We start from the raw sequence: 14,226 nt of genomic DNA, 5'->3' as shown, positions 1-14,226 counted from the left end.
TTGGATTGGGATGGCGCGCCTATGCAACAGCCTTACCCCTTAAGACGTGGGCGGCGAGGATCGCGTCAAAAAGATCATCTGCACGACGCTCTGACGGGCCGAATGGAACAACTTGCCCATTGGAAGCCCGAGCCGCGGCTTCGGCTTGGGCCCCAAGGTCAAAGACGAAAACTGGCAGTCCGGTCGCAAGCGCTTCGTGGGTCGTATAGGAAAACGTCTCCGGCCAGATCGAGGGGATCACCCATGCTCCAATCCCGTAGCGTTTCACAAGAGCTTCCATTTCGGAAAGTGCATAACGCCCGTGGACAACCAAGCCACTTGGAGACGTGTAAGCCGGATCAAGTTCGCCAATAAGCACAACCGGCCCCTGCCCTGTTTCGCGGCGCTTCCTAGCTAGGTCCGTTACAATCTGAGCCCCTTTGTGGGCATTGATGTTCCCGAGGATGCCGATGCTTTTTCCTGCACCGCCAGAAAAGCGGAGGCTTGGTATCGGGTGATGCAATTGATGTGGTTGAACGACGATCTTCGACGCAAGGTGCGGCACAGCTTTTCCGATCAGGTCAGCACTCGCATTCGAAAAGGCAACGCACCTATCTGATTGAAGAAGTAGCTTATCCCATTCGGCGCGCCAGCCGCGTAGAGGAACAGCATTTTGCCCGCCCATCGATGAAAACTGATGCGCCTGATCTTCGGAAGATGTGTCGGGTATGCCGTGAAATTCGGAAGATTGGTCGAGCAAGTGATAGGAGGGAGACAACGGAAAGTAGTCGTGGAACAGAACATCAATCGGACGCCCCCGCGCTAAACGAACAAGAACGTCTGGAATCTCGTGTGGCCGAGGATCACCGACGGCGCAGGAGTAAATTACACGCAACTTCTCAACAGTGCTCAAAAGCTGTTCGATTATCTCAACATCTTCGCACCCGCCGTGTGTCAGCCCAAGTGGGGTGTGCAGTTCTAAATGCCAGCGACGGGGTCCACCAACACGCAGCACAATCGCCCCGCCTTTCTCGGCACAGTCAGCGGAAATTCTATTCTGAAGATAATACTCGGCGCCGCCACCCCAGCAGTGGGCCAGATACAACGCCACCTCCCCCTTCATGGCCTGAGCAACATAGGCCAATCCCAATGCAAGCCGCGCTGTTCGCAATGGATCGTCTCGGATGTAGGCTTGAACGTCGGAGTTATAGTTGGGATAGCGCACCGAGATCCGGGCATTGTTCCGCGTGATAAGCGTGCTTTTCGCATCCGCACCAAACGATGAACCCCCGCGATGTTCGACAAACAGCCGTGGCTGTACCAAGTGACGCCCACCAAGAGCCCGCGCCTTTTGACACCAATCGACTTCTTCTCCGTATCCGCGCCCGAAGCTCGGATCCAGTTGCGGCAATTTCTCCAAGAATTTCTGATTAAGCGCCATGCAAAAGCCGACGCCCGTAGGCGCATCTGACCCTTTTGAACCAATAGGCAATCTGCGCGCGACAGCATCGATTTCATCGCATTGGCCGGGCGCAAGAACGGCTTTTTGGCACATCACCGGGACAGAGAATATCTCGGCATCATTGGACAGCGGCGTGACACTGGCGACGCTGTCATCTGCGACGATCGGAGCGAGCAAACGAGATGCCCAGCCTTGTGGTACAAGTGCATCTGAATTCAGAAGAACGACGTGATGCCCGCGCTTCCTTGCAAGCACCAGCGCACGATTTACCGACCTGATGAAACCAAGATTTGAAGGGTTCTCAATCAGCGTAATTTGAGCTGGAAAGGCCCTATTATGATCACTTCTCCATTTGCGCAGATACGGCCTAACGCGGCGATCTGTAGAGCAATCCTCGACAATAATTAGATGCCACGGGCAATCGGTGTTGTTTGTGACCCGAACCAACGATTCTTTAAGCAGATCAAACGCATTAAAAACCGGCAGAATGATCGTGAGCGGCACAGGCTTAGGCTCTGATCTCGGCAATTTTTCAAACCTGAGTGCCCCAATATTTGCCTCTGGCTGAACACTGAATGCGGCCCTAATTCGATCCCGCGCGCTGTTCTTCCTCGCAACATACCATACCGCGACATGCGGGAGAACACGCAGCACTCTGAGGGCGAAAGACGGGAGCCACCTGTATCTTGCCCGCCGGACTAAGGCGGACGGAAAGCTCGGCCTCTCAAAACTGTACCGCACCTTTGCCATGCCCAGCGTTAAAGTGAACGGCCCTTCTTGGTAGGGCACAGCCAGCGCAAAACCCAAAGCCTCTCCTTGGCCGGGTGTTGCATGCTGTGCAAGATCGGCTCTATCAATATTCGGCACTGTCTCTTCGCGACTATCACCAAGGGACAGGTGCACTTTGGGGCACGTGCTCCAGCCTTGGATAACAAGCCTGCGCCCGACCACTTGAATGATGTCGATATAACCTAGCAACCGGCCGTCTTCCGCCATAAGCGGGCCGCCAGATCTGCGACACAAATCTTTCGCGGCGACGTAGCATTCAAAGAGATATTTCAAACGGCGTAGCACTGCGTTTCCTCGACCCTTCCTTTGGAGACACAATGACCTGCCCTAAGTGAATCTCTGGTTAACCTCGCGAGGATTCGGCCTGTTCCATCTCCAAGCCGCACGGAGGCACAGCTGTTCAATCTGCGATCTCCGGCGCACTGAGCTGTGCCACAGACCATCCCTAGCAAGAGCCAGAAATTCGGCCAAGGTTGAACGGTGTTCTGGCAACAGGACGTGAGAGGCGCGTGACAATGCTTCGGCCTGAGCCAAAACCCAGTTGGCATATGTTCCATTGGCGAGGTTGCGCGCGCGTGACACCAATCCGTTGTAACTGTAGCGCGGCCCTAGAACATTCTTGGTATGTGCGCGATAGAAGAGGCCGCGTCGCGGATCAAGCGACACCAGCCCGCCTACCCCCAACACCAACTGAAATGCCCACCAATCAAAAAAGGGGGCGTAGCGTGCTGAGGTCAGCGATTGCCCCTGCAACACCCTGACGGCTTCAGCATTGAAAACCACTGAATTACCCGGCGCAGCGTTTTCGGCCAGAGCGTTGGCAAAACTGGGTCGCGGGGGCGCTGTCCGCCGCCAAAGAACTGGTGCGCGGGCGCAAACATGAACCATGGGTTTTTTGCTGGAGCTATTTCCAAAATGCGCAGCCGCCCACATCAGCCGGTCAGGCCGCCAGACGTCATCCTGATCACAAGTAGCGATAGCCCCGCCCGGCATTTGGTGGACAAGTTCAGCCATGTTCGCTGCCGCACCCTGCTTTGGGCCCTGCCTCACATAGACCGGGAACCGCGCAGCTTTCTGAAACGCGTTAACCAGTTCTAGCGTATGATCGACAGAACCATCGTCGGATATCCAAACGGACGCCGGTTGATGCGATTGAGCGCTAAGGCTCTCGAGTTGCGCAGGGAGAAATCTCGCCCCGTTGTACGCAATGAGAGCAACATGGATCTGCGTATTTGTGGAGCAGTTCATACGCAATAACGACCTCGCTCCACGGTTTTCATTCGCTCCAGATGGTGCGCAATCGCGTCCTCAATTTTCTTGAAGTATAAGAATGCCCCGCCATCCAGAACGACACCAGACCGACAGGTCCGGCGCAGGAACTCCATCGAATGCGTCACAATTATCGCCCCGCTCGTGTCTAGCCGGTCGGTCAAGGTGCGTTCACACTTGTTTCTAAATGCTGCGTCACCGACCGCCGTGATCTCGTCAATGAGATAGGTATCGAATGGCACTGCCATGGAGACAGCGAATGCAAGCCGCGCACGCATTCCAGACGAGTAACTCCGAAATGGAAGGTTAAACTGTGCGCCAAGTTCGGAGAATTCTCTTACAAAATGCGTCATCCAATTGGTATCGATGCGATACAGCCGCGCCACAAACCGCGTGTTCTCCAATCCACTCAGGTCGGGATGAAAGCTCCCCTGAAATCCAACCGGCCATGACACCCTGCCTTCAATACGGATCGTCCCGGTATCCGGTTGTTCCAGTCCGGCGATCATGCGCAACAACGTGGATTTTCCGGCTCCGTTCCGTCCCAGCAGTCCAACAGCATCGCGACCCGGAAACGTGCAGCTCGCGTTCAGAACAATTGGAATGGTCTGACCTTTTTGACGAAAGCTCTTGGAGACGTCTTCTAGTTTGACCATCACGATAGCCTAGACTGGCCTACGATCACGGACGCTGTAGTAGACCAAGGCCAACAGGCCCCACAGCAACAGCGTGAACATCCCGACGAGCACGCTAATAAGCACACGTCGCGGATAAAGTGCCCGTTCCGCTTCGGTCGGCTGGACAAAAACCGCTAAATATCGGGAACTCCGGCGCGCTTCAGCGCGAGCAGCATCAAGCGCCGCCGTTGTCGCAACATATGCTTCCTCAGCGAACCGCTGCTCCACCAACAGCTCTTCAAACTTGGCGATGATCTCGGAGTATCCGGCGCCGTCATTCGCGTCGAACTTTTGCCGCTCTTGGGCAATCCGGCTCCTGAGAACATCGATCTTGATCTCGTTTTGCTCAATTCTGATATCGTTGGCATTGCGAGCCTGCTGTCCGCTCTCGCCTAGATTGCTGCGCAGCAAATCGAGTTTGACGAGCTCATTCGCAAGGCTTTCCTGTAAACTTTGAACGACACCATGATCACCGCTCAGCCCCGCTTCCGGATCCATCATTCCCGTTTTGGCACGCAAAGCCGACACGGCAAGCCGTACGTCTCGTAGCCGTGATTTGGCGCGTTCATATTCTTCGGTGGCGGACTTGATGATGCTTTGATGCGCCCCGTCCGAAAGATGGTTCATCAGATGCGTGCTTTCCGCCAGAATGGCTTGAGTAATTTGGCGCGCTTCGACTTCTGAGAATGCCTTGGCCTCCACCTCAATCAAACCACTGCTGGAATCGTAGTCCACGCGAACCATGCGCTGCCAGAACGTGGTCAGGTCCTCAATCGTGCCATCTGGATCAAATGAAAACACCGGATCTGCATTACGCGGCTTCGACCAGACTTTGCGCAGGTTCAGTTTGGATTGGATCTTGGTCACAAGATCCTGACTGATCAGAAACCTGTCAAGAATGTCGATGTCGCTGGAACTACTACCGGACATGGCAGCAAACCCGCTCAGCAAATCAAGGCCAAGCGAGGCTTCTTCGGTCCGGATCGCGAATGCTGCGGAGGACGCGTATTGATCTGCGGCACGCTCGCTCAGGTACCAGACCGTGGCCGCAATGGGGATCAGAACGCAAAGAATGAAGCTTAAGGTCAGACCAATATATCGCCGTTTCCCACGCTTCATTCGGGTCGTGCGAGGCACCTGCGGTGGGGATGGCTCAACTATCGGTGCCAGTTCTACAAGCTTGTTACGTGCAGCAATTTCTCGACGAGGGGTGGCTAGTGCAGTGCTCATGTCCAAGACCCTTTGTCTGCGGAGTAACGTGCTATTCACCTCTGATGGTTAGCTATGAAATCTCAAAATTCTCCTAATCATATCGAGAGATCTATCCGTCATGCCTTTCAGACCAGTCGCCACACTTATGCTGCGTGAAATTGCTACAACACATGGGCGCAGTTTAGGCGGATATGGCTGGATCATTTTAGAACCCGTGGCCGCGGTGAGTTTGCTGAGCCTTGTGTTTTCGTTGTTTTTCAAGAACCCGCCCTTGGGGAACAGTTTTGCGATGTTCTATGCAAGCGGGTATCTCGCCTTTGCGACGTATAGCGATGTCGCCCAAAAGACTGCGTTGTCACTTCGGTATTCTCGACCACTTCTGGCATATCCTGTGGTGAACTGGCTTGATGCCGTGCTTGCCAGATTTGCTTTGGCCATGCTGACGCACACATTGATCTGGATGGTGGTGGTGTCGGGGATCACGCTTGTCGAAGGCCTGCCGCTTAATCTCGACCCGATCACATTGGCGGCAAGTCTGGTGCTGGCGGCGTTGCTCGGTCTTGCGATCGGGGCAATGAATATTGTGCTGTTCGAGTTCTTTCCGGTTTGGGAAAGGGTATGGGCGATCATCAACCGCCCACTTTTCATGCTGTCAGGTGTGCTGTTTCTTCCCGATCAACTGCCCCAACCCTACAAAGATTGGCTGTGGTACAATCCGATTGTTCACGTCATCGCAGTGGCACGAGACGGCATCTATCGCCACTACAGTTTCGACCCTCAAGGCGTCGCCTGTGTTATTGGACTGGCCTTGATCCTGATGGTTCTCGGGATTGTTTTTCTGGCACGACACGCACGGGGGCGGATCTTAAACGGCTAACCGTCGGGCCCGCGCATCGATCTCCGCTTTCGTGTCCAGATTGAACTCATTGGTTGCCGCATCCAATAAAACGCGCTGCAAATACAAACCGTAGTCATTCTTTGCAAACAAACGTGCGCGGTCTCGCAGATGGGCGGCGTCAATCCATCCCTGATGGAATGCAATCTCTTCAAGGCAGCCGGTTTGCAGGCCTTGTCGGTCTTCCAATGTGCGCACGAAATTACCAGCGTCCAGCAGGCTCGCATGTGTGCCAGTATCAAGCCACGCAAACCCTCGGCCAAGTTTCTCGACGGCGAGTTGACCCATCTTGAGATACATCTCTAGAAGCGTCGTGATTTCCAGCTCACCACGGGCGGAAGGCTCTACCTGATCGGCCAGATCTGGGGCGGACTCATCAAGAAAATAGAGACCGGTGATCGCAAGATTTGATGCAGGCGATTTTGGCTTTTCGACAATGCTGGACACGCTGCCATCCGGCGCAAACCCCGCGACGCCGTAACATTCGGGGTTGCGAACCTGATAGCCAAAAATGGTATTTCTCGCGCTGGCGGAGGCTTGCTTCAGTAACTCAGTCAGCCCATGTCCGAAGAAAATATTGTCCCCCAGAATGAGGGCGCTCGGCGCTCCGGCAAGAAAATCCCGCGCGAGAATATAAGCCTGCGCCAGGCCTTCCGGCTGATCTTGGACGATCCATTCAAACGAGACCCCCCATTGAGAGCCATCTTTCAGCACAGATTGAAACTGGGCTTGATCATGAGGGGTTGTGATGACTGCAATCTCTCGGATGCCGGCCAGCATAAGCGTCGAGATCGGATAGAAGATCATTGGTTTATCATACACCGGTAGCAGCTGTTTCGAGAGGCCAAGTGTGATCGGATAAAGCCGTGTGCCCGATCCGCCAGCAAGAATGATCCCTTTGCGAGGTTTCAAGATATTGCTCCCAATTGCTGCAGCACATTTGCCAAACCAACCCGCCAGTCCGGTCGGAATATCCCGAACTCTTGCTCTAACGATGCGCAGTCGAGCCTGGAGTTGCGTGGCCGAATAGCGACCGTTGGGTAGTCCTCCGAAAGGATCGGAACAACGCGAACATTTCGGCCTGCCTGTGTGAAAATCTCGTGTGCGAATTCTGCCCAACTGCAGTCCGGTGCGCCCGAAAAATGATACACCCCGCCGCCGGATCTACCCGCGACCAGTCTCTGAGCGATGGTCAGCAGAGCCCGCGCGATATCATCAGCGCTGGTTGGCCCGCCGATTTGATCCTTCACGACCCGCACGATCGACTCATCATCGCCCAAGCGCAACATGGCCAGAACGAAATTCTGGCCACCTGCCGAGAACACCCAAGACGTGCGCAGTATCGCAAAGCAGCCACCCGCCTGCGCCAGTGCTTGCTCCCCTCGGGCCTTTGATGCGCCGTACACGCTTCTTGGGTCCGTCGGGTCGTGGGGCCGCCAAGGTGTTTCCCCAGTTCCGAAGAACACATAGTCCGTCGAAATGTGAAGCACGGGGATCGCACGCATGGCGGCAGCGCGCCCGATCTCTGCCACCGCAAGGTGGTTTATCTGTTCGGCCAACTCGGGCTGGTGCTCGGCTTTATCCACGTTCGTATAGGCTGCCGCGTTGATAATCACGTCTGCATCTGTCGCCTGAATTGCCGCCGTGATCTGTCCGCCCACCCGAAAATCAACGCTATCGCGCCCAAGGCTCTGTATCTGTATCCGGTTACCAGATTGCCGCCGCAAGCTGGTCGCGACCTGCCCGTGCGCCCCTCCGAAAACCAGAACCTTCACGCTGTCAGACCCAACCGTCGTCCGACACCTGAGCGCTCCTGAAGTGGACGCCACCAGTGCGCGTTCGCCAAATACCAACCAACCGTTTTTTCTAGCCCTTCCTCCAGTGTGACCTTTGGCTGCCAGCCCAACTCGGCTTGGATGCGGGTCGCGTCAATGGCATATCGGCGGTCATGACCCGGACGGTCTGGCACGAAGGAAATCAGATCGGAATACGGATGACCCGCCGGCCGCAATTGGTCCATAATCCTGCAAATGGTTTGCACCAGTTCCAAGTTGGAAAGGTCCTTCCCACCACCAATATTGTAGCTGCGCCCGGTCGCTCCGTTGGTGGCAACTGTCAGCAACGCTTGGGCATGGTCTTCGACATAAAGCCAGTCGCGCATGTGCTTGCCAGAGCCGTAAACAGGAATTGATAGCCCCGCCAAGGCATTCAAAATCACAACCGGCACGAGCTTTTCTGGGAACTGATAGGGTCCGTAGTTGTTCGAACAATTCGAGAGCACCACAGGCAACCCGTAGGTTTCGTGCCATGCCCGAGCCAAATGATCGGCTGCCGCTTTGGTGGCCGAGTAAGGATTGTTCGGAGCGTAGGGGCTGTCTTCGGTGAACGCGCCCGTATCAGCTAAGGAACCAAAAACCTCATCCGTGGAAACATGGTGAAACCGAAACCCGTCAGGGCGCCCAGCATCCTGCCAGTATTTCCGTGCGGCTTCGAGCAAGGTGTAAGTGCCCGAAATATTGGTGGCAACAAACGCCCCCGGCCTATCGATGGATCGGTCTACATGAGACTCCGCCGCCAAATGCATGATCGCATCTGGGCGAAACTGCGAGATCAACGCAGCCATCGCCTGACCGTCGCAAATATCGGCCTGGGCAAATGAATAGCCCAAGTTTTGCTCCACAGTTCTCACATTAGTCAAACATGAGGCGTAGGTTAGCTTGTCGACATTCAGCACACTATGCCCTTGCGAAATTGCTTCGCGCACAACGGCAGAACCGATGAACCCTGCTCCGCCGGTCACCAGAATCTTCATGCCACTGCACCACACTTCAAAAGGGCTCCCAGCTCGGAAACGGATAACGCTTGCTCGTCCTTTCGAGACAGAATGATCTGGTCGGTTTGCACCCCCCAATCAATCCCAAGAACGGGGTCGTCCCACCTGACGCTCAATTCCGATTGAGGCGCGTAGAAAGCGCTGCATTTATAGATCACATGCGTGTCGGGCGTGAGCGTAACGAAGCCGTGCAAAAAGCCTTGGGGCACAAAAATCTGGTTGCCTTTGGCCGCACTCAACTCCACCCCAACCCATTTGCCGTAATTCGCGGAGCTCTCGCGAATGTCCACCGCAACATCCAGGATAGCGCCTGCAACAACCCGCACCAGTTTGTCCTGCGCATTGGGTGGGGCCTGAATGTGCAACCCGCGCAATGTGCCCTTGCGCGCAGAGAATGACTCGTTGTCTTGGCAGAAACTCAAATCAATCCCGACCTGCGCCAGTGACTTGGAATTCCATGTCTCACTGAAGTAACCGCGTGCGTCCGCCACTCGTTTCGGGATCAGTTCCAATACCTCAGGCAAGGCTGTAGCGGTGACCTGCATCTTTTTGCATCCTTGTCGACTAAAGCCCGCATCAAAGCCGACAGTGCCAAGGCAAGGCCAATCTCTGTCGGAGTGCAGCGCAATAACTTCAAGGCACCACAAAGTGGTTAAGAAAAGATTGTTGCCGACGAAGCCGTTGAAGGACTTTTAGGTCTTAGGGCCGTGTCACAATGTGGGTCGGGATGATACCACACTGCTCAATCGCGCCTTGGATGTCGTGGCCTGCAAAAAAGCCGTACTCCGCAATTAGGGCAGACGCGATGCCGGCGGTCTGTGCGCCCAGAATGTCAGTGTGCAGGCTGTCGCCAACCATGACGATCCGGTCTCGGGGAATATCCGGTCCCAACAGTTGGAACGCCAGATCGTAGATATTGCCGAAAGGTTTGCCGAAGAAACTTGGCTGAATCCCTGTCTCATCCGCAAGACGGTGCGCGAAGTGCCCGGGTTCTATCGAAAAGCCGGTTTCGCGCGGGGCCACAATGTCGGGATTGCCCACCCAAACCGGCCTTGCGCGATCTCTCAGGGCTTGAACCAGCAGCGCTTGGCGCTTTTCGGTCCAAGCTGCGCTGCCGATCATCAGAAAACCGTCGACATCTGCGTAAGGTGCTGGGTCTTCCTCAACATAGGTGACGTGCAGCTCTTCTAGGTCGCGAAGACCGGTGCTGCGGGTGGCCATCAAACCCCAATGCAACTTGCTGTGAGAGCCTATGGTAGATAGCAGCGTGGCGCGGCTGGTAATGACGTCTTCGGGCGCGAAGTCATAGCCAAGGCGTTGGTATTTCTCCATCAACATGGCGTGGGGAAAACCCGCGGCATTCGACACCACGATCACCCGTTTGCCCTGCGCTTTCAGGGTTTCGATCCGCTCGATCACACCAGGGATGGCGGTTTCCCCGATGTTGAGCACGCCGAACGCATCCAGCAAGAAAGCGTCATACTGATCTGCAATATCCTCCAGCGTCGCGACATGGGTCGGAGCGTTCTGCGCAGGGATAGCTTGCGGGAGACGGTGGCGCACGGCCTCATACGCCGCGAGTGCTGTCGCGGTGTCCATGGCGCTCAAATGATCGCCCCCCTGACTTTGGCAGACACCCATTCGCTGATCACAACTGCAAAAAGGATCACCAACAGGATCAGGCTGACCTGCGGCCACGCCAAGACATTCAGCGACGCCGAAAGCTGAAGGCCAATGCCCCCTGCCCCGACAAGACCCAGAACCGTGGATTCACGAATGTTGATGTCCCAGCGGAACACGGCAATGCCAGCAAAAGCAGGAAGGATTTGTGGGACAATCCCGTAAGCCATGACCTGCCAGCGCGACGCCCCTGTTGCGGTGATGGCTTCCACCTGAACCTCATCGATCTCCTCGATCGCTTCGTAGAGCAGCTTCGCGCAAAACCCGATGGAACGGATCGCAATCGCGACCACCCCCGCAAACACTCCGGGGCCGATGATGGCAATCAGCAGCAAGGCCCAGATCAGCGAGTTGATCGAGCGTGTCGAAACGATGACGAACAGCGCCAGCGGACGGATGAACAGCCGCGACGGGGTTGTGTTATGAGCCGCGAGGAACGCCACCGGCACCGCGATGCAAAGCGAGATCAAGGTGCCCAAGGTGGCGATATTCAAGGTGTCCCAGATCGGGCGGCCGAGTTGAGAGATATATTCCCACCGTGGCGGCGTGGCCCGCGACCAGATATCGCCCGCAATGCGCGGTGCATCCCAGACGAAAAACCACGTCGTCGCGTTGGAAATTTGCTGCCAGCAATACATGAAGATCGCTGTCCCGATCAGCCACATCGCCCAGTGCATCAAAGACTGCTTGGTGGTTCTGCGGCGCCAAATAGCCGTGCCGCCTCTCTGTTCTACGGGCATTACTGGACCCTCGCGCGGACAATGCCGGAGATATATTCCAGCGCCATGACGATCACGATAATCAGGATCAGGATCGCGGCGGCGGTGTCATACTCGTAGCGGTCAAAAGCGGTGTTCAGCGTGGCACCAATGCCCCCCGCACCCACCAGCCCAAGGATGGCGCTTTCGCGGAAGTTGATATCAAGCCGGTAAATCGACAGGCCCACCAGACGCGGCATCACCTGTGGTTGCACACCGTAGTTGATCCATTGCGTCCAGCGCGCACCCGACGCACGGATCGCCTCGGCCTGAACGCGGTCCATGCTTTCGATGTCCTCGGCCAGCAGTTTCGACAGGAAGCCGATGGTGGCAAAGCTAAGTGTCAGGAAACCTGCCAACGGGCCGAAACCGAAAATTGCGACGAGCAGAATGGCAACGATAATCTCTTGCAAGGCGCGGCTGACGGCGACAATCCCGCGGCACACCAGATAGACCGGCAAAGGTGCAATATTGCGGGCGGCGCCAAGGCCGATAGGAATGGAGATCAGGATGCCGACCACGGATGCGGCGACAGTCATGATGATGCTTTCCAGCAATCCGGCCCAAATGTCCGACGCGCGAGAGACAAAGTCGGGGCTGGTGAAAGCCAGCACAAATGCCGCCCCCCGGTCCAAGCCCTCATAGACGCGGGACCAATTGATCTCGATCGTCATATAGGCGGCGATCAGGTAGACCACGAAGCCCGCGATTAGGCCCCACCGCAGCACTGGATTTTCAACGAAGGGCGGGCGGCGCCATTTCCGGCCCAGAATGGTTTCTAGTTCTGTGCTCACTCTGCGGCCTCGATTTCTGTGTCGTCGTCTTCGACTTTCTTGATCGTCGCTTCCCAGTCTTCCTCGCCGTAGATCGTGGTCAGGACTTCCGGCACCAAAGCGTCAGGCGGGCCGTCAAATTCGATCGCGCCAAAGCGCAAACCAACAACCCTTTGCACGAACATTTGTGCGAGGGCGACGTCGTGAATGTTGATAATCGCGGCAAGCCCGCGTTCGGCGCACAGCTCGCAAATCAGGCGCATGATCTGGCGGCTGGTCTTCGGGTCAAGCGAGGCCGTAGGCTCGTCCACCAGCAGCAGTTTGGGGTTCTGGATCAGGGCGCGGCAGATGCCGACGCGTTGACGCTGGCCGCCGGACAGCTCGTCCGCGCGTTTGTCGGCCATCTCCAAGAGGCCTACACGATCAAGCAGGCGGAACGCTTCGTCCACATCAGATTGCGGGAAGCGGCGCGTGAGGCTGCGCCAGAAGCCGACATAGCCCAAGCGACCGGACAGGACGTTTTCCATCACAGTCAAACGCTCGACCAAGGCGTATTCCTGAAAGATCATGCCCATCTCGCGGCGCGCGCGGCGCAAGCCAGATGATTTCAGATGCGTCAGTTCGATATCACCCAGCCACACCTCTCCGGAGGTAGGTTCGACCAGTCGGTTGATGCAGCGGATCAGGGTTGATTTACCGGCACCCGAGGGGCCGATCAGCGCCAGCACCTGCCCTTCCGGCACCTCTAGGTCTATTGCCTTCAAGGCTTGATCGCCCGTGCGATAGGTTTTCACGAGCTTTTTGAGTTTCAGCATATCCAGCCTCGATTGGAGAAAGTCAGAGTGGCGGCGCCCTGAATCGAGCGCCGCCAAAGGGATGTTACCCTATTCGCAGGCGTAGCTTACGCCGTTCGCCGCGTCGATTTTGCGGATCACGTCCCAAAATTCCTTGTAATTCATTTCAAGGAACTGCTCCTCGCCGGACTTGGAGAACTCTTCCTGTAGGCTCGTCCCTTCCCAGTCAAAGCTGAAGAACGCGTCTTTGATTTGCGCGCGCAATTCTGGCTTCAGGTTGTAGACGGTGCCAAAGCCGGTCGTCGGGAAGGTCTGGGATTTGTAGATCGAGACCACTTGCTCCGGCTTGACCACGTCACGCTCGATCATCCGCGTCAGCACCGAGTTGGCGATAGCTCCCGCGGTGTAGTCCTTGTTGGCCACGCCAAGAATGGTGTTGTCGTGCTTGCCCGAGAAGGCAGGTTCGAAGTCGCGCTCCGCTTCCATGCCGTATTCGGATTTCAGGATTGCCGAGGGCGCCTTGAAGCCGGAGTTGGAAGTCGGGGACGAGAAGGCAAGCTGTTTGCCCTTGATGTCTTCGACCTTTTCCACGCCGGAGCCAGGATAGGTGATGATCTCCATCTCATACCCGAAGCCGCCGTCTTTCGACGCCATGATCGTAAACGGGCTGAAGCCCGCGCAGTTCACCGCCAGCGGGTTGGAGCCGGTGTTGAACCCTGAAATGTGGAGGCGGCCGGAGCGCATGGCTTCGATCTGTGCGGCATTCGACTGCACAGGGAAGAACACGACATCTTTGCCGGTTTTCTCTTTCAGGTGATCAAGGAAGTCGGCCCACGCTGTTTTGTAGACGGCAGGATCCTCAACCGGAGTGTAGGCGAAGATCAGCGGGTTGGGGTCCAGCAGCTGGGACTCATCTTCTGGCACGTCAGCGATCATGTCGCCGTCCCTGTCGCAGTAGCGCGCGTCGAGATCGCCACGCGGGCAGTCCTGCGCCCACGCGCCCGAAGCAGCCAACGACATAACAGCTACCGCACTGGTCGCTGCCAACATCTTTCTAAGTTCACTCATGGTTTCCTCCCTTGGTTTTGCATAGTGGCCTGCCGTT

Annotated in this window: 14 protein-coding genes; 1 reads left to right on the top strand and 13 read right to left on the bottom strand. The window is 56.3% G+C overall.

What is annotated here, in order from left to right:
• Nucleotides 1-19 precede the first annotated feature (19 nt).
• From BM352_RS18275 to BM352_RS18260, 4 genes are all read right to left on the bottom strand, one after another.
• Nucleotides 20-2,191 carry a glycosyltransferase gene (locus tag BM352_RS18275; RefSeq protein WP_245781049.1) on the bottom strand — a complete coding sequence of 724 codons (2,172 nt, stop codon included), beginning with the start codon at nt 2,189-2,191 and terminating at the stop codon, nt 20-22.
• A 366-nt stretch (nt 2,192-2,557) separates the two neighbouring features.
• Complete coding sequence (locus BM352_RS18270) at nt 2,558-3,478, bottom strand: glycosyltransferase (protein WP_090220563.1); 921 nt, start codon at nt 3,476-3,478, stop codon at nt 2,558-2,560.
• The gene (locus BM352_RS18265) at nt 3,475-4,155 is read right to left on the bottom strand and encodes an ABC transporter ATP-binding protein (RefSeq protein ID WP_090220561.1); all 681 of its coding nucleotides are present in this window, start codon (nt 4,153-4,155) and stop codon (nt 3,475-3,477) included. Before BM352_RS18265 ends, BM352_RS18270 begins: the two co-directional genes overlap by 4 nt.
• A 9-nt stretch (nt 4,156-4,164) precedes the next feature.
• Nucleotides 4,165-5,406 (bottom strand): KpsE/RkpR family capsule polysaccharide export protein, encoded by a 1,242-nt coding sequence (locus tag BM352_RS18260; protein ID WP_139229872.1) that lies wholly within the window; start codon nt 5,404-5,406, stop codon nt 4,165-4,167.
• Nucleotides 5,407-5,506: 100 nt separating this feature from the next.
• Between BM352_RS18260 and BM352_RS18255 the strand changes: the two genes are divergently transcribed.
• Complete coding sequence (locus BM352_RS18255) at nt 5,507-6,265, top strand: ABC transporter permease (protein ID WP_090220557.1); 759 nt, start codon at nt 5,507-5,509, stop codon at nt 6,263-6,265.
• On the opposite strand, the gene rfbA is transcribed toward BM352_RS18255, so the two are convergent.
• From rfbA to phnD, 9 genes are all read right to left on the bottom strand, one after another.
• The gene (gene rfbA, locus BM352_RS18250) at nt 6,254-7,195 is read right to left on the bottom strand and encodes a glucose-1-phosphate thymidylyltransferase RfbA (protein ID WP_090220555.1); all 942 of its coding nucleotides are present in this window, start codon (nt 7,193-7,195) and stop codon (nt 6,254-6,256) included. The genes BM352_RS18255 and rfbA overlap by 12 nt on opposite strands.
• Entirely contained in the window at nt 7,192-8,058 is an 867-nt protein-coding gene (gene rfbD, locus BM352_RS18245; RefSeq protein ID WP_090220553.1) for a dTDP-4-dehydrorhamnose reductase, read from the bottom strand. The genes rfbA and rfbD overlap by 4 nt, the downstream gene beginning before the upstream one ends.
• Nucleotides 8,055-9,095: a dTDP-glucose 4,6-dehydratase gene (gene rfbB, locus BM352_RS18240; RefSeq protein ID WP_090220550.1), complete on the bottom strand. Its 1,041-nt coding sequence runs from the start codon at nt 9,093-9,095 to the stop codon at nt 8,055-8,057. Before rfbB ends, rfbD begins: the two co-directional genes overlap by 4 nt.
• A complete protein-coding gene (gene rfbC, locus BM352_RS18235) occupies nt 9,092-9,661 on the bottom strand; it encodes a dTDP-4-dehydrorhamnose 3,5-epimerase (RefSeq protein ID WP_090220548.1) in 570 nt (189 codons plus the stop codon). Before rfbC ends, rfbB begins: the two co-directional genes overlap by 4 nt.
• A gap of 154 nt (nt 9,662-9,815) precedes the next feature.
• Nucleotides 9,816-10,715, bottom strand: a complete 900-nt coding sequence (locus BM352_RS18230; protein WP_245781048.1) for a TIGR01459 family HAD-type hydrolase — start codon at nt 10,713-10,715, stop codon at nt 9,816-9,818.
• A 5-nt stretch (nt 10,716-10,720) separates the two neighbouring features.
• A complete protein-coding gene (phnE, locus tag BM352_RS18225; protein ID WP_090220543.1) occupies nt 10,721-11,536 on the bottom strand; it encodes a phosphonate ABC transporter, permease protein PhnE in 816 nt (271 codons plus the stop codon).
• Nucleotides 11,536-12,348 carry a phosphonate ABC transporter, permease protein PhnE gene (gene phnE, locus BM352_RS18220; protein ID WP_090220541.1) on the bottom strand — a complete coding sequence of 271 codons (813 nt, stop codon included), beginning with the start codon at nt 12,346-12,348 and terminating at the stop codon, nt 11,536-11,538. Before phnE (BM352_RS18220) ends, phnE (BM352_RS18225) begins: the two co-directional genes overlap by 1 nt.
• The gene (gene phnC, locus BM352_RS18215; protein WP_090220539.1) at nt 12,345-13,142 is read right to left on the bottom strand and encodes a phosphonate ABC transporter ATP-binding protein; all 798 of its coding nucleotides are present in this window, start codon (nt 13,140-13,142) and stop codon (nt 12,345-12,347) included. The genes phnE (BM352_RS18220) and phnC overlap by 4 nt, the downstream gene beginning before the upstream one ends.
• Nucleotides 13,143-13,211: 69 nt before the next feature.
• Complete coding sequence (gene phnD / locus BM352_RS18210) at nt 13,212-14,189, bottom strand: phosphate/phosphite/phosphonate ABC transporter substrate-binding protein (protein WP_090220537.1); 978 nt, start codon at nt 14,187-14,189, stop codon at nt 13,212-13,214.
• Between the last annotated feature and the right edge of the window lie 37 nt (nt 14,190-14,226).

Source organism: Litoreibacter janthinus (assembly GCF_900111945.1).
GTDB lineage: Bacteria > Pseudomonadota > Alphaproteobacteria > Rhodobacterales > Rhodobacteraceae > Litoreibacter > Litoreibacter janthinus.
Note: the sequence above shows the minus strand (reverse complement) of the source record. Positions and strands in the feature narration are given on the sequence as shown.